At 68.7% G+C, this 17,792-nt stretch carries 23 protein-coding genes; 11 read left to right on the top strand and 12 right to left on the bottom strand.

Annotation, left to right across the window (positions count from 1 at the left end; translation table 11 throughout):
• Positions 1-110: 110 nt before the first annotated feature.
• The gene (locus ABZS29_RS27785; protein WP_355466062.1) at positions 111-455 is read right to left on the bottom strand and encodes a helix-turn-helix domain-containing protein; all 345 of its coding nucleotides are present in this window, start codon (positions 453-455) and stop codon (positions 111-113) included.
• 51 nt (positions 456-506) lie between these two features.
• Between ABZS29_RS27785 and ABZS29_RS27780 the strand changes: the two genes are divergently transcribed.
• From ABZS29_RS27780 to ABZS29_RS27770, 3 genes are read left to right on the top strand one after another with little or no spacing between them, the layout of a single operon-like run.
• The gene (locus ABZS29_RS27780; protein ID WP_355466060.1) at positions 507-1,112 is read left to right on the top strand and encodes an NAD(P)H-binding protein; all 606 of its coding nucleotides are present in this window, start codon (positions 507-509) and stop codon (positions 1,110-1,112) included.
• 45 nt (positions 1,113-1,157) lie between these two features.
• Positions 1,158-1,820 (top strand): SIS domain-containing protein, encoded by a 663-nt coding sequence (locus tag ABZS29_RS27775; protein WP_355466059.1) that lies wholly within the window; start codon positions 1,158-1,160, stop codon positions 1,818-1,820.
• A 47-nt stretch (positions 1,821-1,867) separates the two neighbouring features.
• Entirely contained in the window at positions 1,868-2,326 is a 459-nt protein-coding gene (locus ABZS29_RS27770) for an SRPBCC family protein (RefSeq protein ID WP_355466057.1), read from the top strand.
• Positions 2,327-2,345: 19 nt separating this feature from the next.
• On the opposite strand, the gene ABZS29_RS27765 is transcribed toward ABZS29_RS27770, so the two are convergent.
• Positions 2,346-3,104 (bottom strand): GntR family transcriptional regulator, encoded by a 759-nt coding sequence (locus ABZS29_RS27765; RefSeq protein ID WP_355466055.1) that lies wholly within the window; start codon positions 3,102-3,104, stop codon positions 2,346-2,348.
• Between the two features lie 190 nt (positions 3,105-3,294).
• On the opposite strand from ABZS29_RS27765, the gene ABZS29_RS27760 reads away from it, so the two are divergent.
• From ABZS29_RS27760 to ABZS29_RS27745, 4 genes are read left to right on the top strand one after another with little or no spacing between them, the layout of a single operon-like run.
• Positions 3,295-4,242, top strand: a complete 948-nt coding sequence (locus ABZS29_RS27760; RefSeq protein WP_355466053.1) for a glutathione S-transferase C-terminal domain-containing protein — start codon at positions 3,295-3,297, stop codon at positions 4,240-4,242.
• On the top strand, positions 4,239-5,426 hold the full coding sequence (gene nhaA, locus ABZS29_RS27755) for a Na+/H+ antiporter NhaA (protein WP_355466052.1): 1,188 nt from the start codon (positions 4,239-4,241) through the stop codon (positions 5,424-5,426). Before ABZS29_RS27760 ends, nhaA begins: the two co-directional genes overlap by 4 nt.
• A gap of 32 nt (positions 5,427-5,458) precedes the next feature.
• Complete coding sequence (locus ABZS29_RS27750; protein WP_355466050.1) at positions 5,459-5,851, top strand: phage holin family protein; 393 nt, start codon at positions 5,459-5,461, stop codon at positions 5,849-5,851.
• Positions 5,848-6,753 carry an alpha/beta hydrolase gene (locus ABZS29_RS27745; protein ID WP_355466615.1) on the top strand — a complete coding sequence of 302 codons (906 nt, stop codon included), beginning with the start codon at positions 5,848-5,850 and terminating at the stop codon, positions 6,751-6,753. Before ABZS29_RS27750 ends, ABZS29_RS27745 begins: the two co-directional genes overlap by 4 nt.
• On the opposite strand, the gene ABZS29_RS27740 is transcribed toward ABZS29_RS27745, so the two are convergent.
• From ABZS29_RS27740 to ABZS29_RS27710, 7 genes are read right to left on the bottom strand one after another with little or no spacing between them, the layout of a single operon-like run.
• Positions 6,746-7,345 carry a hypothetical protein gene (locus ABZS29_RS27740; RefSeq protein ID WP_355466048.1) on the bottom strand — a complete coding sequence of 200 codons (600 nt, stop codon included), beginning with the start codon at positions 7,343-7,345 and terminating at the stop codon, positions 6,746-6,748. The genes ABZS29_RS27745 and ABZS29_RS27740 overlap by 8 nt on opposite strands.
• 1 nt (position 7,346) lies before the next feature.
• Positions 7,347-7,841 (bottom strand): SigE family RNA polymerase sigma factor, encoded by a 495-nt coding sequence (locus ABZS29_RS27735; protein WP_355466047.1) that lies wholly within the window; start codon positions 7,839-7,841, stop codon positions 7,347-7,349.
• Positions 7,842-7,891: 50 nt separating this feature from the next.
• The gene (locus ABZS29_RS27730) at positions 7,892-9,064 is read right to left on the bottom strand and encodes a MarP family serine protease (RefSeq protein ID WP_355466045.1); all 1,173 of its coding nucleotides are present in this window, start codon (positions 9,062-9,064) and stop codon (positions 7,892-7,894) included.
• Positions 9,061-9,819 carry a CoA pyrophosphatase gene (locus ABZS29_RS27725; protein ID WP_355466044.1) on the bottom strand — a complete coding sequence of 253 codons (759 nt, stop codon included), beginning with the start codon at positions 9,817-9,819 and terminating at the stop codon, positions 9,061-9,063. The genes ABZS29_RS27730 and ABZS29_RS27725 overlap by 4 nt, the downstream gene beginning before the upstream one ends.
• Complete coding sequence (locus ABZS29_RS27720; protein ID WP_355466042.1) at positions 9,816-10,382, bottom strand: TlpA disulfide reductase family protein; 567 nt, start codon at positions 10,380-10,382, stop codon at positions 9,816-9,818. Before ABZS29_RS27720 ends, ABZS29_RS27725 begins: the two co-directional genes overlap by 4 nt.
• Positions 10,379-11,170 (bottom strand): endonuclease III, encoded by a 792-nt coding sequence (gene nth / locus ABZS29_RS27715; RefSeq protein ID WP_355466041.1) that lies wholly within the window; start codon positions 11,168-11,170, stop codon positions 10,379-10,381. Before nth ends, ABZS29_RS27720 begins: the two co-directional genes overlap by 4 nt.
• Positions 11,171-11,221: 51 nt before the next feature.
• Entirely contained in the window at positions 11,222-11,827 is a 606-nt protein-coding gene (locus tag ABZS29_RS27710) for a response regulator transcription factor (RefSeq protein ID WP_355466039.1), read from the bottom strand.
• Positions 11,828-11,931: 104 nt separating this feature from the next.
• Between ABZS29_RS27710 and ABZS29_RS27705 the strand changes: the two genes are divergently transcribed.
• Positions 11,932-12,375 (top strand): hypothetical protein, encoded by a 444-nt coding sequence (locus ABZS29_RS27705; RefSeq protein ID WP_355466038.1) that lies wholly within the window; start codon positions 11,932-11,934, stop codon positions 12,373-12,375.
• Between the two features lie 14 nt (positions 12,376-12,389).
• On the opposite strand, the gene ABZS29_RS27700 is transcribed toward ABZS29_RS27705, so the two are convergent.
• Positions 12,390-12,905, bottom strand: a complete 516-nt coding sequence (locus ABZS29_RS27700; RefSeq protein WP_355466036.1) for a PadR family transcriptional regulator — start codon at positions 12,903-12,905, stop codon at positions 12,390-12,392.
• Positions 12,906-13,011: 106 nt separating this feature from the next.
• On the opposite strand from ABZS29_RS27700, the gene ABZS29_RS27695 reads away from it, so the two are divergent.
• The 3 genes from ABZS29_RS27695 (at position 13,012) to ABZS29_RS27685 (ending at position 15,731) form a co-directional block, all read left to right on the top strand.
• Entirely contained in the window at positions 13,012-13,566 is a 555-nt protein-coding gene (locus ABZS29_RS27695) for a hypothetical protein (RefSeq protein ID WP_355466035.1), read from the top strand.
• A 9-nt stretch (positions 13,567-13,575) separates the two neighbouring features.
• On the top strand, positions 13,576-14,901 hold the full coding sequence (locus tag ABZS29_RS27690) for a carotenoid oxygenase family protein (protein WP_355466033.1): 1,326 nt from the start codon (positions 13,576-13,578) through the stop codon (positions 14,899-14,901).
• A gap of 152 nt (positions 14,902-15,053) precedes the next feature.
• Positions 15,054-15,731: a Crp/Fnr family transcriptional regulator gene (locus ABZS29_RS27685; RefSeq protein WP_355466031.1), complete on the top strand. Its 678-nt coding sequence runs from the start codon at positions 15,054-15,056 to the stop codon at positions 15,729-15,731.
• A gap of 135 nt (positions 15,732-15,866) precedes the next feature.
• Here the strand turns inward: ABZS29_RS27685 and ABZS29_RS27680 are convergent, their stop codons facing one another.
• Positions 15,867-16,802: a type IV toxin-antitoxin system AbiEi family antitoxin domain-containing protein gene (locus ABZS29_RS27680; protein WP_355466029.1), complete on the bottom strand. Its 936-nt coding sequence runs from the start codon at positions 16,800-16,802 to the stop codon at positions 15,867-15,869.
• Between the two features lie 207 nt (positions 16,803-17,009).
• The gene (locus ABZS29_RS27675; protein WP_355466027.1) at positions 17,010-17,786 is read right to left on the bottom strand and encodes an MBL fold metallo-hydrolase; all 777 of its coding nucleotides are present in this window, start codon (positions 17,784-17,786) and stop codon (positions 17,010-17,012) included.
• Between the last annotated feature and the right edge of the window lie 6 nt (positions 17,787-17,792).

The raw sequence follows: 17,792 nt of genomic DNA, 5'->3' as shown, positions 1-17,792 counted from the left end.
ACCCGTTGCACGGAACCTTGGTATCGCCCAGCAGACCTACTCCTGCGCCGAACAGAACCCCTGCCGGGCCCAGCGGTAGAAGGCCAGTGGGGCCAGTGGTCTGCGCCCGCTCAGCCTTCGCGGGCTTCGAGCAGCTCGTCCCAGTGCTCGGAGCTCCAGTCGCAGAGGACGTAGAGCTGCTTGAGCAGTCCGTGGCCGAGGTCGGTGAGCTCGTAGGTGACTCGCCTGGCTTCCGCCGTACGGCGGACGAAGCCGTCGCGCTCGAGTGCACGGAGTGACTGGGTGAGCACCTTCGGGGTGACGCGGGCGAGCGGGACGCGCAGCTCGGAGAAGCGGCGCGGGCCGTCCTCCAGGCAGCGGAGCACCGCCGCCGACCACTTGTCCGGGCCGATCCGGAACGGGAGGAGGGTCGACGGACAGATCTCCTCGAACATGTCCGCGCGCAGTGCCTCCATGCGTTTCAGAGTATCCAACTGGTAACCAGGTGGCTGCTTACCGTCTGCGGCATGAGCAGAATCATGGTGATCGGCGCCCGTGGGCGCGCAGGCTCGGCCGCGGCCGCGGAAGCCGTACGGCGAGGGCATGAGGTGACGTTGGTGGCGCGATCCGGTCCTGTCGCGGGTGACGTGACGGATGCGGGGCGGATCGCGGAGTTGGCGGCCGGGCACGATGCGGTGATCGCAGGCGTGTACGACGGTGGCGCGGACCCGACTGTGTTCTTCCCGGAGGCTGCCGCGGCGCTGGTGAATGGGCTGACGAAGTCGAGCGTCTCGCGGCTCGTGTGGGTCGGGCTGGCCTCGATCCTGCCGACGGCGGACGGCCGGCTGCTGATGGACACCGACGGCTATCCGAACGAGTACCGATCGTTTTATCTCGCACATCAGGCTGCACTGGACGCCTTCAAGGCCTCTGACCTCGATTGGGTCTCGGTGGCGCCGGCCGGTGACTTCAACCATGCTTCGCCGGCTCGCCTCGGCGGATATCGAGTCGCTCCGGCGGATGCCGGCGAGCTGGTCTCGTACGCCGATCTCGCGATCGCGCTCGTGGACGAGGTAGACCGCCCGGCCCACCACCGCGAGGCAATCGGAGTGGTTGCGCGGCAAGTGGTCTAGTTCGGCTTCTCGCCGAGGGGCCGGTTGGGCGGTAGGTTCACGCGCATGACCGGGGCTTCGGAGTACATGCAGCAGGCACTCGCGATCGCGCAGCGCGCGGCGGAGACCCAGATCGGTGCGATCCAGGTCGCCGCCGCTCTGGTCGTCGAGGCGATGACGAGTGGTCACCGGTTCTGGGTCTTCGGTACCGGTCACAGCCATCTGATCGCCGAGGAACTCTACGGTCGGGCGGGCGGACTGGCTGATGTGCGGGCGGTGCTTGAGCCGGGGCTGATGCTGCATGAGGGGCTGGCGAAGAGTTCGCTGCTCGAGCGGCTGCCTGGGTTGGCGGAGGTGCTTTTGCAGACGAACGACATTGCGGCGGGGGACGTGGTGCTGATCGCGTCCAATTCCGGACGGAACGCCGTACCGGTTGAGTTTGCGGTGGGTGTGCGTGCGCGGGGTGCGTATGTCATCGCGCTCACGTCGATGGCGCACACCACGGCGGTAGCTTCGCGAGCTCCGGATGGTCAGCGGTTGTTCGAAACCGCGGATGTAGTGCTCGACAACTGCGGCGTACCGGGGGACGCGGTCGTTGCCGTTGACACCAGTCCGGAGCGGACCGGCGCTACGTCGACGATGGTCGGCGCGATGCTTGTGCAAGCGTTGACGGTAGAGATCGTGAGCCGGCTGGAGAAGCCGAACGTCCTTCGCAGCCTGAACGCGTAATTCTCGCCGTACTTGTCGGGGGTCGGGCCGAGGCGCATGCTGACGGAATGAAGGCCATCGAGTTCGAGCTGGTGCGCACGGTACGTGCGCCGGTTGAGCAGGTGTATGCGCGGCTGCTCGATATCGACGGGCACAACGCGTGGATGGCGGGCTCCGGGAGCATGCTGAAGCGGACCCGGCAGACGTCTCCTGGCGAGCCTGGTGTCGGTACGACGTTCGTGGACGAGACGAGCCAGGGCCCGATGCCGGGCGAGATCGCCGAACTGGAGGCGCCGCACACGATCGTCTTCCACTGGTGGGAGAAGTCGAAGTCCGGCAAGTTCAAGTTCGAGGGCTGGCCGAGCTACCACCTGGAGTCGGCGGGCGACGGTACGACGGTGGTGCGGCATCGGGCCAGGCTGGTCCCGTACGGCGTGTGGCGGCTGGGCACGCCGATCTTGCGACGACTCGCCCTGAAGGAACGGACCACCACAATCGACGCGCTCAAGGCGTCCTTCGAACGATAGGTCGGGAAGGACACCGACGTTACTTGGCGCGGTAGGCGACGGTGATGTCGTAGCGGTCGGAGCGGTAGGTGCTGCGGCCGAACTCGATGACCTCGCCGGACGAGGTGCGGGGGGCCGACGTGATGATGAGGCAGGGGGTGGTCGGGGCGATCTCCAGGAGTGCGGCGTCGTCGCCTTCGGGCGGGGCGGCGACGATGGAGGCGGAGACCATGCCGAGGGCTACGCCCCAGCGCTCGGCGAGGACGCCGTACAGGGAGTTCTGGGCGAGGTCGACGTCTTCGAGGCCGGGGTAGCGGCGCAGGGAGAGGGCGGTGCGCTCGATCGCCATCGGTTCGCCGTCGGCGGTGCGGAGGCGGACGAGGTGCAGAACCGGGGTGCCGATCGGCTCTTCGAGCTCGCGGGCGAGGGCGTCGTCGGCGGCGCCGACGCGGTGCTCGAGGACCTTGGCGCCGGGGGTGATGCCGCGGGCGACCATGTCCTGGCTGAACGAGGAGGCCAGCATCCGGGACGGGCGCGGTTCGGCGACGAAGGTGCCGCCGCCGGGGCGGCGGGCGGCGAGGCCGTCGGCGACCACGCGGTCGACCTCTTGGCGCACTGTCATCCGGGCCACGCCGAAGCGCTCGGCGAGGACACGCTCCGAGGGGAGCACGGTACCGACGGCCAATGAGCGGGTGAGGTTCTCCAGGATCTCGCGAATCTGGTCACCCTTGGGCCGGTCGGGCCGCAGCTCCGTGGGGAGATCGGCGAGGTCGCCGGGGTTGTTCCGTGGGCGGGCCATGAGCTCAGTATCCCTGGAATTCTGGCCGGCAAACCGGTTGCCGGGGGCGCTGACCGCGAACGTCGTGCGTGATCGCTCGGGTGCATTCGGACCTCAGCGACGGCGCTGTCGCGGATGACCGTGTCAGCACGACTGTAACGTCTGCCACCGACTCACGGCCAGTGACGAGTCCCGGGGTAGTTTTGACGTCATGCGTCGCGCACAGTTCGTGAACGAAAGCGGATCGAACGGCGAGTGGAAGCGGCAGGGAAACCGGTTCACCGACCGGATCAGCCGCGCTTCCGCGTCGTCTCCCGGCGAGGGACCGGACAGCGAAGGCCGCTGGCCCGTCGAGCCCGGGCGGTACCGGCTGGTCGTCAGCCTGGCCTGTCCGTGGGCGCACCGCTCGGTGATCGTACGGCGCCTGCTCGGCCTCGAGGACGCGATCAGCCTGGCCGTGGTCGACCCGATCCGCGACGAGCAGGGCTGGCGCTTCACGCTCGACCCGGACGGCAAGGACCCGGTCCTCGGGATCCGGTACCTGTCCGAGGGGTACCTGCGCACAGACCCGTCGTACGACGGCCGCGTCACGGTGCCCGCGATCGTCGACACAGTGACCGGGCTGGTCGTCACCAACGACTACCCGCAGATCACGCTGGACCTGTCGACCGAGTGGACCGACCACCACCGCGCCGACGCACCGCAGCTGATTCCGGCGGACCGCGCCGAGATGGATCAGCTGATCGACGAGATCTACCGCGACGTGAACAACGGCGTCTACCGCTGCGGCTTCGCCACCGACCAGGAGCCGTACGAGGCGGCGTACGACGCTCTGTTCGCTCGGCTCGACGCCCTCGAGGAGCGGCTGCAGGACCGCGCGTACCTGCTCGGTGACACGCTCAGCGAGGTGGACGTGCGACTGTTCACCACGCTGGTGCGCTTCGACGCGGTCTACCACGGTCACTTCAAGTGCAACCGGAACAAGCTGACCGAGTTCCCCAACCTCTGGGCCTACGCACGCCGGCTCTACCAGCAGCCCGGCTTCGGCGAGACGGTCGACTTCGACCAGATCAAACGCCACTACTACGTGACGCACAACACCATCAACCCGACCGGCATCGTGCCGAAGGGTCCCGACGCGTCCGTCTGGACTGGATGAGCACGCGACGCGTCTTTCCGAATCTTCTCGGCCGCGAGCGCGACTTCATCGCCGACACTCTGCGCGCCGAGACGACCGGCGGGTTACTGCTGCTCGGCGCCGCGGTGATCGCGCTGGTCTGGGCGAACTCACCGTGGCAGGACGCGTACCACCATCTGCGTGAGCTGCAGGTCGGGCCGCTGACGGTCGAGTCCTGGGCGTCCGACGGTGCACTCACCCTGTTCTTCTACCTGGCCGGCGTCGAGCTCAAGCGCGAGCTCGTGGTCGGGTCGCTGTCGAAGCTCAGCGAGGCCGTCGTACCGGTGGCAGCGGCGATCAGCGGAATGGTGCTTCCGGCAATCATTTATCTCGCCTTCAACCTGCGGAACGGTAAGCCCGAAGGCTGGGCAGTGCCGACGGCAACGGATATCGCGTTCGCGCTGGCGGTGCTGGCGATCGTCGGCTCGTCGTTGCCGAGTGCGCTGCGCGCGTTTCTGCTCACTCTCGCAGTGGTCGACGACTTCGGCGCGATTCTCGTCATCGCGGTCTTCTTCTCGCACGGCTTCCACCTGGTCCCGCTGCTGATCGCGATCGCCCTGATCGCGGTCTGGTTCGTTGCCCAGCGCTACCGAATCCGTACGCCGTTCCTGTACGTGCCGGTTGCGATCGCGGCCTGGTGGTTCATGCACGAGTCCGGAATCCACGCGACCATCGCCGGTGTCGCGCTCGGCTTCGTCACGCGCGTGGTCGCGGACAAGGGTGAGGAGCACGCACCGGCCGAGCGGATCGAGCATCGGCTCCGGCCTTGGTCCGCGGGCGTCGCCGTACCGCTGTTCGCGTTGTTCGCGGCCGGGGTGACGCTGAGCGGCGGCGCGTTGCGGCAGCTGGCGACCGATCCGGTCGCGATCGGCATCGCCGCCGGCCTACTGGTCGGGAAGGCGATCGGGGTGTTCGGCGGATCGTGGTTGACCGCGCGGTTCACCCGCGCCGAGCTCAATTCCGATCTGGAGTGGCGCGACGTCGCGGCCGTGTCGGTGCTGGCCGGGATCGGATTCACCGTGGCGCTGCTGATCGCGCAGCTCGCGTTCCCCGGCGATGTCGCCCAGATCGAGCGCGCGAAGGCCGCCGTACTGATTGCCTCCGTGCTGGCGGCACTGGTCGCGTCGGTGTTACTCGTCCGTCGCAACCGGAAGTACGCACGGTAGTGTCGGGAGCACGGACGCCCGGAAGGAGCCCCATGAGCGCGGAAGAGCCCACTGTTGGTCAGCTGGTCGCCAACGCCAGCAAGGACCTGTCCGACCTGGTCCGCAGTGAACTCGAGCTGGCCAAGACCGAGCTCAAGAAGACGGCGGTCGCGGCCGGGACCGGTGCCGGGATGTTCGGTGGTGCGGCCTTCCTGGGGCTGCTCGCCATCATCTTGCTCTCGATCGCCCTCGGCTACGCCTTCGTGGCGATCGGCCTGCATCCGGCGCTGGCGTTCGTGGCCGCCGCCGTGGTCTACCTGCTGATCGCCGCCGTACTGGTGCTGCTCGGCAAGCGGGCGCTCGGCAAGGCGAAGGGCCCGGAGCGCGCGATCGAGACCTCGAAGGAGTCGGTCGAGGTCCTCAAGGCGATCGGCAAGGGCGACTGAGCCCGGCCGGTGTCGTCGACCTGCTGGTCGACGGGCCCTGGTCGCACTCGCTGGTCGCGGCCAACGGGGCACGGTTCCACGTCGCCGAGTGCGGCGCGGCCGATGATCCGCTCGTCCTCTTCCTGCACGGGTTCCCGGAATTCTGGTGGGCCTGGCGGCATCAGCTCCCGGTCGTCGCTGCGGCCGGATACCGCGCGGTCGCGATGGATTTGCGCGGGTACGGCGCCAGCGACAAGACGCCCCGCGGTTACGACCCCTACACCGCGGCCGCCGATGTCTCCGGCGTGATCCGCTCGCTCGGCGCGACCGATGCGGTGGTCGTCGGGCACGGCTGGGGCGGCTTCATCGGCTGGTCGGCCGCCGTACTGGCACCTCGGCAGGTCCGCGGGCTGGCGGCCGTGTCGGCCCCACATCCGTTGCTACTGGCGCGTTCCGGGCAGCTGAAAGCAGTTGCCCGTACGGCGTGGTTCCAGCTGCCCGTGCTGCCGGAACGGCGGTTGCTGGCGCAGGACGGCGTACATATTGAGCGGTTGCTGCGCGACTGGTCGGCACCTGGCGGATCGTTCCCGGACGCTGAGTCGTCCCGGCGTTATCGCGCTGCGTTGCAGGTCTGGCCGGCGCCGCACTGCGCGCTCGAGTACCACCGCTGGTTCGCCCGATCCCGGTTCCGTCCCGACGGTCGCAAGTACTCGGCTCGCATGCGTACGCCGGTCGCCGTACCGGTGCTGCAGATCCACGGTGCTCAGGACCCGGCGCTCTCCCCCACCGCGACGACGCCGCCGGAGTTGGTGACGGCGCCGCTACGGCACGAGGTCATCACCCCGGCCGGGCACTTCCCGCACGAGGAAACGCCGGAGCTGTTCAACGCGCAGTTGCTGGACTGGCTGAGCGAACTCAGCTGACCTTCATGGTGTAGGAATCGAGGGTCGCACAGCCGTAGATGAGGACGACTCGCACCGAGCGGCCGGACTCGTCCTGCCGGATCGGAGGCACTCTGATCTGGGCAACGTCCCGGGGACAGCCCGATGGGCTGACTGTGGTCCATTCGACCGCCGGCAGGTCGCCGAGAAGCTGCTTGATCTGCTGCTGGTGCGGCGCCACGGCGACAGCCACGAACGAGGTGCCTGCCTGAATGGACGGCTTGTTCAACGGCTGGCTCATGGGAATCATCGAGGTGTCGTAGAGCCGGACTTCCTTCCAGCCGCCGGCTGGTTGGTTCTTCTGCGCGATTCGGCGGATCGCGATCGCCCAGACATCAGCGTCCGACAGCTGCGCGGTAGTCGGGCTCGTCGTGGCCACGGGCGGCGTCTGATCGGATTTCCCAACGGTGTAAACGGTTCCGGCGAGCACCGCGAGTACGGCGGCGGCTGCGATCAGGACCGGGACGAGCGGCCGCCGCTTCGTTGCCTTGGGCAAGCTGTCGGTTGCGGACTCGTGGTCGGCGAAGGTCTCGCGGAGGAGGTCGCCGAGCTGGTCGTCGGTGAGCTTGGGCATCTCAGTCGTCCTCCTCGGTGGACAGGTGGTCGCGCAGGTTCGCGAGGGCGCGCGAGATGTTCGAGCGGACGGTCCCAGCGGTGACGCCGAGGATGTCGGCGATCTCGGCGTCGTCCAGATCCTCGTAGTACCGCAGGACCAGTACGGCGCGTTGCTGCCGCGGCAGTCGGGTGAGTAGCTGCCAGGTCGCGTCTTTCAGGGCCTGGCGGGAGCCGATGTCCTCGCCGGACGGCCGCTCGACCGGTTCGGCGAGCGGGAGCTCCCGGTTCTTGAGGATCCGCCGCCAGCTGAGGAACTCGTTGACCACCATGGTCCGCAGGTACGCCTCAGGATGGTCGAGGCTGCTGATCCGGTCCCAGCGCCGGTGCGCCCGGGCGAGCACGGTCTGCACCAGGTCCTCGGCGTTGTGCAGGTTCCCGGTCAGCATCAGGCCGAGGCGGACGAGCCGAGGCTGGGTCGCTCGCACCAGCTCGTCGTACGTCACTGTTCCGTCCATGGTTGCCGTCACACCTCTCGAACGCGGCGACCGGGCGGATCTGCTGCAGCTCAGGTGCAGGTTTTTGTGGAGACTTCCTGAGTGGCCGTCGAGCCTTCGCGGGCATCGTCGGCGACCTGCTCGGCGGTCAGCACGTAGCCGGTGCGGTTGTCCTCGACCGAGGCGGCGAAGACCACGCCGTACACGGTGCCCTTGGCCGACAGCAGCGGGCCGCCGGAGTTGCCCGGGCGGACCGAGGCCCAGATCGAGAAGGCCTGCCGGGTGACGGTGCGGTCGCCGTAGATGTCGGGGCCGCGCAAGCGCTCCTCGGAGCGGATCCGGGCCGGCTCGGAGTCGAACGGGCCGTTCTCCGGGTAGCCGAGGACGACGGCCGGGTCGTCGGCCTTCGCGGCGAAGTCGAACTGCAGCGGCTTGATGTCGAGCCCCGGCACGTACAGCACCGCGATGTCGACCTCGGGATCGAACAGGACGACGTTCGCCTCGTAGGACTTGCCGTTGACCTCGACCTGCGGCGCGCTGACGCCGGCGACGACGTGCGCGTTCGTCATCACGCGCTGCGGGGCGTAGACGAAGCCGCTGCCTTCGAGGCCGCGGGAGCAGTTGGCCACGCCGGTGACCTTGGCGATCCGGCTGTAGGCCTGGCGTACGGCGGGCTGTCGCGCGATGCCGCTGTCCGGCGGCTGGGTGTCGCGGATCCGCTCCGGCACGAACGGGTCGAGGAAGCGCGGGAACAGATCGGTGTTCACCACGTCGTTGAAGGCCTGCAGCGCCTTGTCGGCGCCACTGGGCAGCACCTGGTCGACCTTCGCCAGCACTGCCGAACCGCGGACCGCCGAGGTCACGCTCGGGATCCGCGCGCCGCTCACCGCGACGCCGAGCACCCAGGACACGATCAGCACCGACGCGGCCGCCAGTACGGCGCCGCCGAGCGCGTCGACCGCCTTCACCGGGCGCCAGGAGATCTTGTTGCGCAGCTTGGACCCGATGATGGCGCCGATGGTTCGGCCGATCGAGGCCAGGATCACCACGAGGACCAGCGCGGCGAACGACACCGTGACACTGGGCGAGAAGTTGTCGAGCACTCGCGGGACGCCCCAGACGCCGACGGCGGCGCCGCCGAGCAGGCCGAGGGTGGCGCAGGCGCCCAGCACGAAGCCTTCGATGTACCCCGAGATCGCCACCAGCAGGGTGACCACCATCAGCGCCCAGTCGAGGTTGCTCACTTCACGTCCTCCGGATCGGTCCCGTCCGTCCGGCCGAGATCGTGCTCGATGGCGGTCATCCGCCGCACGTCCTCGGACCGGCGACCCTCGCTCCGCCAGGCCGCCTCCACCAGTCGGTCGGGTAAAGGTACGACGTTCGAGGGGTCCCAGTCGCGCGCCCAGCCGCCGAGCAGCAGCAATTTGTCGAGCAGGCCGGCGGTAAAGCCCCAGACGAACAGGTCACCGACCAGGAACGCCGGCCCGGTGAACCCGGACGGGTGCCGGCAGGTGACCCGGTTGGCCGGGTCGGCGAGCACCGACACCGGGACGGTGTGCACCGAGGCCACCTCGGCAGGGTCGACCACGGCGACCGGCGACGGCGTCCGCCACCAGGCCAGCACCGGCGACACGCCGAAGTTGCTGACCGGCACCCAGAGCGCCGGCCAGATCGCGAACGGTACGACGCCCGCCGGATCGAGCCCGGTCTCCTCCCAGGCCTCCCGCAACGCCGTCTGAACCACCCCGCCGTCCTCGGGATCCACACCGCCGCCCGGAAAGGCGATCTGACCGGCGTGCTTGCGCATCGTCCAGGACCGCTCGGTCAGCAGCACCTCGGGACCGTCGTTGCCTTCGGCAAGCAGGATCAGGACGGCCGAGTTCCGCACCGAGGGGTCGTCCGGCGGCAGGAAGCGGGACAACACGTTCGGGTCGACGTCCGCGGAGGCCTTCGCCAGTGGCCGCAGCCAGTCCGGGATCTGCACGTCGTCGAACGTCACAGCGCGACCCCCAGCCGGTCCTTCACCAGTTGGTCGAGCTGCTCCTGCGAGGTCAGCACGCCGTTGTGCAGCGTGAATTTGCCGTCCTTGTCGACGAACACCGTGACCGGCGGGCCGCCGACCTTGAACGGCTTGCGCACCAGCTTCTCGGAGTCGACCACGTGCGGGTAGGTCAGCTCGTGCTTGAGCGCGAACTGCACCGCGAGCTCGGCTTGTGGGTCGACATAGTCGATGCCGAGCATCTGGAGCTTGCCCGCGGCCTTCTTCTGCAAAGCCGCCAGGTACGGCGCTTCGTCGCGGCAAGGCCCGCACCACTGAGCCCATACGTTGATCACGAGCGGCCCGCGCAGGTCGGCCAGCCGGACATCCGGGCCTGCGCCGAGACAGGGCAGCGTGATATCCGGCAGGCCGTTGCTGACCGGTGGCCGGGACTGCGCCGGCGGGCAGGCGGCCAACTGGTCGGCTCCCGGAACCGCGCCGGCGCCGGCGCCCGGCGTACTGGGGGTGGGGCCGCAGGCCGCCAGGACCGTCAGCGCGACGACGGCCGCCAGCGCGCGCTTCACGCGGCCGGGACCTTCACCAGCTTCGCGGCGGACTCGTAGTCGGTCGGACCGGCGCCGAACGACGGGCACCACTGAGCGATCGGGCAGGCGCCGCAGGCGGGCTTCTTGGCGTGACAGCGGCGACGGCCGTGGAAGATCAGCCGGTGCGAGAGCATCGTCCAGTCCTTCTTCGGGAAGAGGGCGCCGATGATGTGCTCGACCTTGACCGGATCCTCTTCCTCGGTCCAGCCGAACCGGCGGACCAGCCGGCCGAAGTGCGTGTCGACGGTGATGCCGGGGATGTCGAAGGCGTTGCCGAGGACGACGTTCGCCGTCTTGCGGCCGGTGCCGGGGAGCTTCACCAGCTCCTCGAGCTTGTTGGGGACAACCCCGTCGTACTCGTCGACGAGGACCTGACCGAGCTTCATCACGCTGTTCGTCTTCGCGCGAAAGAAGCCGGTCGGTTTGAGGATCGCCTCCATCTCCTCACGGTCGGCCTCGGCCATCGCCTGGGCCGTCGGGTACTTCGCGAAGAGCGTCGGGGTGACCTTGTTGACCATCACGTCGGTGGTCTGGGCGGACAAAATGGTGGCCACGAGCAACTCGAGCGGAGTGGTGAAATCGAGCTCGCAGTGGGCGTCCGGATAGGTCTCGGTGAGCACTTTGTGCATCTTCCGGGCCCGCCGGACCAGCTGGCTGGAGGTCTCTCCGGCCACGACCGGAGCCTTACGGGGAAGCTTCAGCGTCACCGTCGGCAAAGCCCCGGGAACGGGCAGTACGGCGGGTTCCGCGACACGCTGGGATGGCATGCAGGCCAGCCTACGTGCGTCCACCTACAGAATTCCCCGGCCGACCCTCGGTCAGATCCAGCCCGCGCCGGTGGCGATCCGTACGGCGTCCACCTGCGTGCGCGCGTGGAGCTTGGCGGCGATCGTGCTCAGGTAGTTGCGGACCGTGGCGGGCGAGAGGAACAGGTCGACCGCGATCTGCTTCGCCTCCGCGCCACCAGCAGCCAGGCGGAGCACCTCGGCCTCGCGAGGAGTCAGCGGGTTCGGCGGCAGCGTGAGTGCCGCGGCGGCCACCTTCGGATCCACCACCTGGATACCGGCCACGACCTGCCGGATCGCCTCCGCCAGGGCCGCAGGAGAGACGTCCTTGCTCAGGAAGCCACCCACCTGCGAGGTCAGCGCCCGACGCAGGTTCGCGGGGCTGCCGAGGGCGGTCAGGATCAGCGTCCGGCAGCTGGGCAACTGCTCGCGCAGCGCGGCGGCCGCGGCCAGTCCGTCCTGGCCCGGCATCTCGATGTCGATCACGGCGATGTCCGGCCGCAGCTCCAGCGCGGTCGGCACGATCAGATCTCCGCAGTAGACCTCGGCCACCACCGCGAAGTCCGCGTTCCGTTCGAGCAGGTTCTTCAGCGCGGCCCGGAAGAGCTTCATGTCATCGGCCAGCAGGACCCGGATCACGAGGCCGCCTTTCCACGGTCCCGACGGGGGCGTGACGGATTCACAGTGCGGAAGGTGCTCACGTATCTGTCCCCCAAGTCCCCTCGGACCGCAGACTCTCGCACATGCGCATCCCTCGTAAGGCCCTGACCGCCATCGCTCTGCTCGCCGCCGCGACCGGCTTCGCAGTACCCGCCTCTCCCGCGTTCGCCTACAACCCCCCGGCCTACAACGAGAAGAGTCAGTATCTGGCGTGGAATGCGCCGGTGGGCTCTCCGCAGGCCTGCGTTCAGCGCACCCTTCGGCTTGCCGCCGGCGACTACGTATGGTCGGAATTCGTCAACCACACCTCCGAATGGAAGTCGCGCAGCATCTACCTGCGGGACGACACCTACGTCTGGACCACCTGCATCCAGTCCGTTGGTAAGTACAGCGGCGGCTACGCGCAGTACGAAGAAGTGACCTGGCTGCGCGGCTCGTCGCACAACGAGGCTTCGATGATCGCGAACGACTACGTGACCGCGTCCGGCTACTACACGGTCGGATCGGAGCTTCTGCCGCTGTTCTGATCCGGCTGTGGCCCTCACCCGGGTTTGACCTGGGTGCGGGCCCATTCGGCCCATTCTTGTTGCATCGCGGCCAGCCGCCGCCCGTACTCCAGCGCGAGGCGGCCGTAGACGGAGAGGTTCTCGTCGTCCCAGTCGATCGACTCGTCGAGTTGTTTCAGCTCGGCGTGGAGTCCGGCAGCCTGTGCGGCCTGGCCGTCGAGGTAGTCGCGCGCCTGTTGCGGTGTCAGTACGCCGAGGAAGAAGACCCGGAGCAGGACGTCGCTGCGGGTGCGCTGCGGCTCGGTCTCGGTCAGCCAGCGGCGGAGCTCGGCCAGACCGGTCTCGGTCAGCGTGTACTCCTTCCGGCCGCGCGGACCCTGCTCCGACACCACGATCAGACCGCTGACGGCGAGCTTGGCCAGTTCGCCGTACAGCTGGCTCTGGGTGGCCGGCCAGACGTTGGCGAGCGAGGTCTCGAAGGTCTTCAGCAGGTCGTAGCCACTGGCGGGCCGCTCCACCAGCAGCCCGAGCAGGGCATGTCGCAGGCTCATGGCCCCACTCTACCTTCCACTCTTGACATGTCTAGAGCAGACCTTCTACTTTTGACATGTCGCGATCGGAATGTCCGGTCGGCCGCCTACTCAGGGAGCAACCCCCATGTCGTACCTGCGGACCTTCGCCCCGTGGATCGTGTACGCGATCATCCCGTCGGCGCAGTGGAACTGGGCGGCGTTGATCGCGCTGCTCCTCGCACTCGGCTCGATCGCCCAGCAGACCCGCTCCGGCCGCACGCTCGACGCACAGATCATCGAGATCGGCTCGGCCGTCTTCTTCGGCGTCATCACCGTCATCGCCTTCGGCAATCCCGACTCCGGGCTGCATCCCTACACGCCGGCACTGTCGTCGGCCACGCTCGCCCTGATCGCCGGCGTCTCACTGGCCGTCCGGCGGCCGTTCACCCTCGGGATCGCCAAGCAGACCACGCCGCGCGAGGTCTGGGACCAGCCGCTGTTCGTCCGCACCAACGTGATCATCACCGCCGTCTGGACCGTGAGTTTCGCCGTCGGCGCGGTCGCTCTCGCCACGCTTGCCCACTCCAGCTCGACCGCGCGGACGATCGTCCAGATCGCAGCCTTCGTCGTACCGATGGTCTTCACCGTTCGGTACGTCGCACAGATCCAGGCCAAGGCCGCCCAGCTCCACAACCACTGAGGGGATCGCGTGCAGACCGCACCCGCACCGCACCTGGCCGGCAACTACGCCCCGGTCGAGACCGAACTGACCGCCTACGACCTGCCGGTGACCGGCCAGATCCCGCCCGCACTGACCGGCTGGTACCTGCGCAACGGACCGAACCCGCACGATGCCGCCAGCAGCCACTGGTTCTTCGGTGACGGAATGATCCACGGCGTCCGGATCGAATCCGGGCGGGCCGTGGCCTACCGCAACCGGTGGGTCCGGACCTCGACCTTCACCGACGGTGCACGGGTCAACGACGTCGACGGGACGCTGGATCTGACCGCGGGCGTGGCGAACACCCACGTCGTACGGCATGCCGGCCGCACACTGGCCCTGGTCGAGTCCTCCTACCCCTACGAGCTCACCCGCGAGCTCGGCACCGTCGGTCCGTACGACTTCGACGGCAAGTTGCGCACGGCAATGACCGCGCATCCCAAGACCTGTCCGGTCACCGGCGAACTGCACTTCTTCGGCTACAGCCTGACCGCGCCGTACCTGACCTACCACCGCGCGAACGCGGCCGGAGAGCTGGTGATCAGCCGCCCGATCGACGTCGCGGGGGCCACGATGAACCATGACTTCGCACTGACCGCCGGCCACGCCGTCTTCATGGATCTGCCGGTCGTCTTCGATCTCGAGACGGCCAAGCCCGGCCGGATGCCCTTCAGCTGGAGCGAGCGGTACGGCGCACGTCTCGGCGTACTGCGACGGTCGGACCCGTACGGCGAGGTGCGCTGGGTGACGATCGATCCCTGCTACGTCTTCCACACGCTCAATGCCTACGACCGCATCGGGCCCAACGGCCAGGAGCAGATCGTCCTGCACGTCATGCGCTACCCCGAACTGTTCAGGAGGGACAGCACGGGCTCCCAGCAAGCAACGCTCTGGCGCTGGACGATCGATCTGGCGACCGGGATCGTGCACGAGCAGCAATGCGACGATCGGGCAGCCGAGTTCCCCCGCATCGACGACCGGTTGGCCGGGCTGGAGGCTCGCCACGGCCACGCCACCGTCACGTCCGCCGGGGGCGGCGCGCTGATTCGCTACGACCTGCGCGACGGCGCTGTCACGTCGCACTCGTTCGGTCCGGGCCGGACGCCGGGCGAGGCCGCCTTCGTTCCGGCCGACGACCGTCCCGGCGGGGACGGCTGGCTGATGACGTACGTGTACGACGCGGCCGCCGGTACCAGCGATCTGGTGATCCTCGACGGCACCGATCTGACCGCGCCGGCGGTGGCGACGATCCAGCTGCCGGTCCGCGTTCCGTTCGGATTTCACGGCAACTGGCTGGCCGACGTACCGGCGTGATGAGCCGTCAAGACTCGCCGGGGGTGGCCTACGTGGCGTCGCCGGGACCCGAGGGGCTACGGTTTTGGGGCGAGCGGGCGGATACGCTCACCTCGCCGGGCGGGGTGATCCCCCGGCCGAAGTCGTGGTCGAAGGTCCTAGGAGGCCCCAAAGTGGATGCCACAGTGATCAAGCAGGCGCCGCTGTTCAGTCAACTCGACGACGAGGCAGCCGACGCGCTGGCCGCGTCGATGACCGAAAGCCGGCTGCGCCGTGGCCAGGTGCTGTTCCACGAGGGCGACTCCGGGGACCGGCTGTTCATCGTCGTCGAGGGCAAGGTCAAGCTCGGCCGCACCTCCGCCGACGGCCGCGAGAACCTGCTCGCCGTCCTCGGCCCGGGCCAGATGTTCGGCGAGCTCTCGCTCTTCGACCCCGGCCCGCGCTCCTCCACCGTCACCGCCGTCACCGACGCGTCGATGATGTCGCTCACCCACGACGAGCTCCTGCGCTGGCTGGCCGGCCGCCCCGAGGTGGCCCGCGGCCTGCTCCTGCAGCTCGCCTCCCGCCTGCGCAAGGTCTCCGACGTCGTCGCCGACCTCGTCTTCTCCGACGTCCCCGGCCGCGTCGCCAAGGCCCTGCTGGACCTGGCCAGCCGCTTCGGCCGCACCGCCGACGACGGCGTCCACGTCCACCACGACCTCACCCAGGAGGAGCTCGCCCAGCTCGTCGGCGCCTCCCGCGAGACCGTCAACAAGGCCCTCGCCGACTTCGCCTCCCGAGGCTGGGTCCGCCTGGAACCCCGCTCCGTCGTACTCCTCGACGTCGACCGCCTCCAACGCCGAGCCCGCTAACCGCCGTACCGGCGCTGCCGCCGCCGCGGCGCCGTCCGGCGAACCCCCCAACTCAGTGGTTATGCCCTGAGTTGAGGGGTTGCCCATCGAGAATCTCAGGGGGCAACCCCTCAACTCGATGGGCCGGCTTGATTCTCAGGCCCGGGCAAACGCGGCGCGGATCAGCGCAACGACCCGGTCCGGGTGATCGAGGTCGGCCCAGGTGATGCGCACGATCTGCAGTCCGAGCGCGCGCAGGCGGTCCTCTCGGAGCTTCTCCTGGATCAGGCGCTCACGCGTGTTGCCGGTGTATTTGAGCAGCCCGTCGAACTCGACGACGGTTCGATAGTCGGCGAAGTAGAAATCGACCCGGCCGATGAAACCGCGGGCATCGGCGAACTCGGCCTGAAGCACCGGCGCCGGAAGACGATGGGTCTGTGCCAGTACCCGGAGCCGCGACTCCCCGACCGACTCCGACAACGGATCACTGAAAGCCAGCGCTGCCCTCGCCCGTGGACTCCCGGGCCAGAACTCGATGGCCGCTTGGAGCCGTTGCCACTCGCCCGGGCTCACCGCGACATGACGCCGTACGGCGTCTGCGCTGACCACGGCTGCCTCGAAGGACGTCGTACAAGCCATTTCCAGCAGAGCTCGCGGCACCGTGGTGACAGTCAGGCCGCTGACGACGGTCAGATCTGCCGCTGTCAGTCTGCCGCGATGATGCCGTACGCCGGCGATCCGGCCCCCTCGGTGCCGATCCATCCGGCTGACCTGGACCTCGGTCAGATCGGGCCCCCACAGCGGCACTCCGTGCAGGGCGAGAGCCGACTGGTGGCTCACCGCAACGGTGTCCGGGCCCATCGAGTTCATCACCGCGTGGACCAGCCGCTGGTGACTCAGCAGAACCTGATCCCAGGGCGCCAAGTGGCTCAGGTCCACTGCCTCGGCGTACTGGCCGTAGCGGATCCGCACCCATCGCCCATCCCGGATCCGATCGCGGATCTGGTCGGGCGTGTAGCCACACTCCGCGGCTTGCCTACGGCTGAAGACCCCGTTCTGCCCCTCCGTGAGCAGCTTCAACTTCGAGTTCATCCTCTAAGCATCAGCCGCAGCCCCTCCCCCCGGCAGCCACCATCCGCTCCCCTGTGGATAACCCCGCCCCGAGGCGCCCTCGGCCAACCTCCCACCTGAGTGGTTATCCCCTCACTTCGGGGGTTGCCCATCGAGATTCTCAGGGGGCAACCCCCTAGCCCGAGGGATATCCCCTCAGGTGGGGGGTTGCGCCGTTGGAGGTGGTGGTTATCCGTTCAAATAGTCGAGTTGGGCGCGGACGGAGCGTTCGGCGGCGGGGTGTAGGGCGGGGTCGATGTCGGTGTAGACGTGGGCTACTACGGACTCGGGGGTGGTGTGGCCGGCGGCTACGGCGGCGCGGACTTGGGCTAGGCGGTCTTGGCGGTGGGTTAGGTAGTGGGTCAGTACGGCGCCGGGGTCGGTGATGACGGGGCCGTGGCCTGGGAGGAGGCGTTCGGGGCCGGCTGGGGAGTTGGTGAAGGCCAGGAGTTTTTCGAGCGAGTCGAGGTAGGGGCCTAGGGCGCCGTCGGGGTGGGCTACTACGGAGGTGCCGCGGCCGAGGACGGTGTCGCCGGTGAGGAGGGAGCCGTCTTGGGGGAGCCAGAAGCAGACGGAGTCTAGGGTGTGGCCGGGGGTGGGGAGGACTTCGACGCGGAGGCCTTCGGCGGTGATGACGTCGCCTTCGGCGAGGGCGTGGGCGTGGTCGGTGGGGATGCGGAAGGCGGGGTCGACGGCGCGGACGCCACAGCCGGCCTGGTTGGCGAACCAGGCGGCGCCTTCGGTGTGGTCGGGGTGCTTGTGGGTCAGCAGTACGACGGCGACGTCGCCGGCGGCATCCAGTACGGCGCGGAGGTGGTCCTCGAGCTGCGGTCCGGGGTCGACGACGATCGACTGGGTGGCGCCGGGGGCCCGGAGGATCCAGGTGTTGGTGCCTTCCAGGGTCATCGGGCCGGGGTTGGCGGCGAGGACACGGGTCGCGTAGTCGGTGACTTGTTCGGCGGTCATCGGGGG

Source organism: Kribbella sp. NPDC005582, from assembly GCF_040605415.1.
Classification (GTDB): domain Bacteria; phylum Actinomycetota; class Actinomycetes; order Propionibacteriales; family Kribbellaceae; genus Kribbella.
This window is presented reverse-complemented; position numbering and strand designations above follow the sequence as displayed.

Coding starts and splice junctions, on each gene's coding strand:
- nhaA (WP_355466052.1), top strand. CDS start 4,239: ATGAGCACGCGACGCGTCTTTCCGAATCTTCTCGGCCGCGAGCGCGAC.
- ABZS29_RS27700 (WP_355466036.1), bottom strand. CDS start 12,905: ATGAGCCTGCGACATGCCCTGCTCGGGCTGCTGGTGGAGCGGCCCGCC.
- ABZS29_RS27675 (WP_355466027.1), bottom strand. CDS start 17,786: ATGACCGCCGAACAAGTCACCGACTACGCGACCCGTGTCCTCGCCGCC.
- ABZS29_RS27735 (WP_355466047.1), bottom strand. CDS start 7,841: ATGGACGGAACAGTGACGTACGACGAGCTGGTGCGAGCGACCCAGCCT.
- ABZS29_RS27705 (WP_355466038.1), top strand. CDS start 11,932: ATGCGCATCCCTCGTAAGGCCCTGACCGCCATCGCTCTGCTCGCCGCC.
- ABZS29_RS27765 (WP_355466055.1), bottom strand. CDS start 3,104: ATGGCCCGCCCACGGAACAACCCCGGCGACCTCGCCGATCTCCCCACG.
- ABZS29_RS27775 (WP_355466059.1), top strand. CDS start 1,158: ATGACCGGGGCTTCGGAGTACATGCAGCAGGCACTCGCGATCGCGCAG.
- ABZS29_RS27750 (WP_355466050.1), top strand. CDS start 5,459: ATGAGCGCGGAAGAGCCCACTGTTGGTCAGCTGGTCGCCAACGCCAGC.
- ABZS29_RS27740 (WP_355466048.1), bottom strand. CDS start 7,345: ATGCCCAAGCTCACCGACGACCAGCTCGGCGACCTCCTCCGCGAGACC.
- ABZS29_RS27770 (WP_355466057.1), top strand. CDS start 1,868: ATGAAGGCCATCGAGTTCGAGCTGGTGCGCACGGTACGTGCGCCGGTT.
- ABZS29_RS27680 (WP_355466029.1), bottom strand. CDS start 16,802: ATGAACTCGAAGTTGAAGCTGCTCACGGAGGGGCAGAACGGGGTCTTC.
- ABZS29_RS27780 (WP_355466060.1), top strand. CDS start 507: ATGAGCAGAATCATGGTGATCGGCGCCCGTGGGCGCGCAGGCTCGGCC.
- nth (WP_355466041.1), bottom strand. CDS start 11,170: ATGCCATCCCAGCGTGTCGCGGAACCCGCCGTACTGCCCGTTCCCGGG.
- ABZS29_RS27695 (WP_355466035.1), top strand. CDS start 13,012: ATGTCGTACCTGCGGACCTTCGCCCCGTGGATCGTGTACGCGATCATC.
- ABZS29_RS27760 (WP_355466053.1), top strand. CDS start 3,295: ATGCGTCGCGCACAGTTCGTGAACGAAAGCGGATCGAACGGCGAGTGG.
- ABZS29_RS27785 (WP_355466062.1), bottom strand. CDS start 455: ATGGAGGCACTGCGCGCGGACATGTTCGAGGAGATCTGTCCGTCGACC.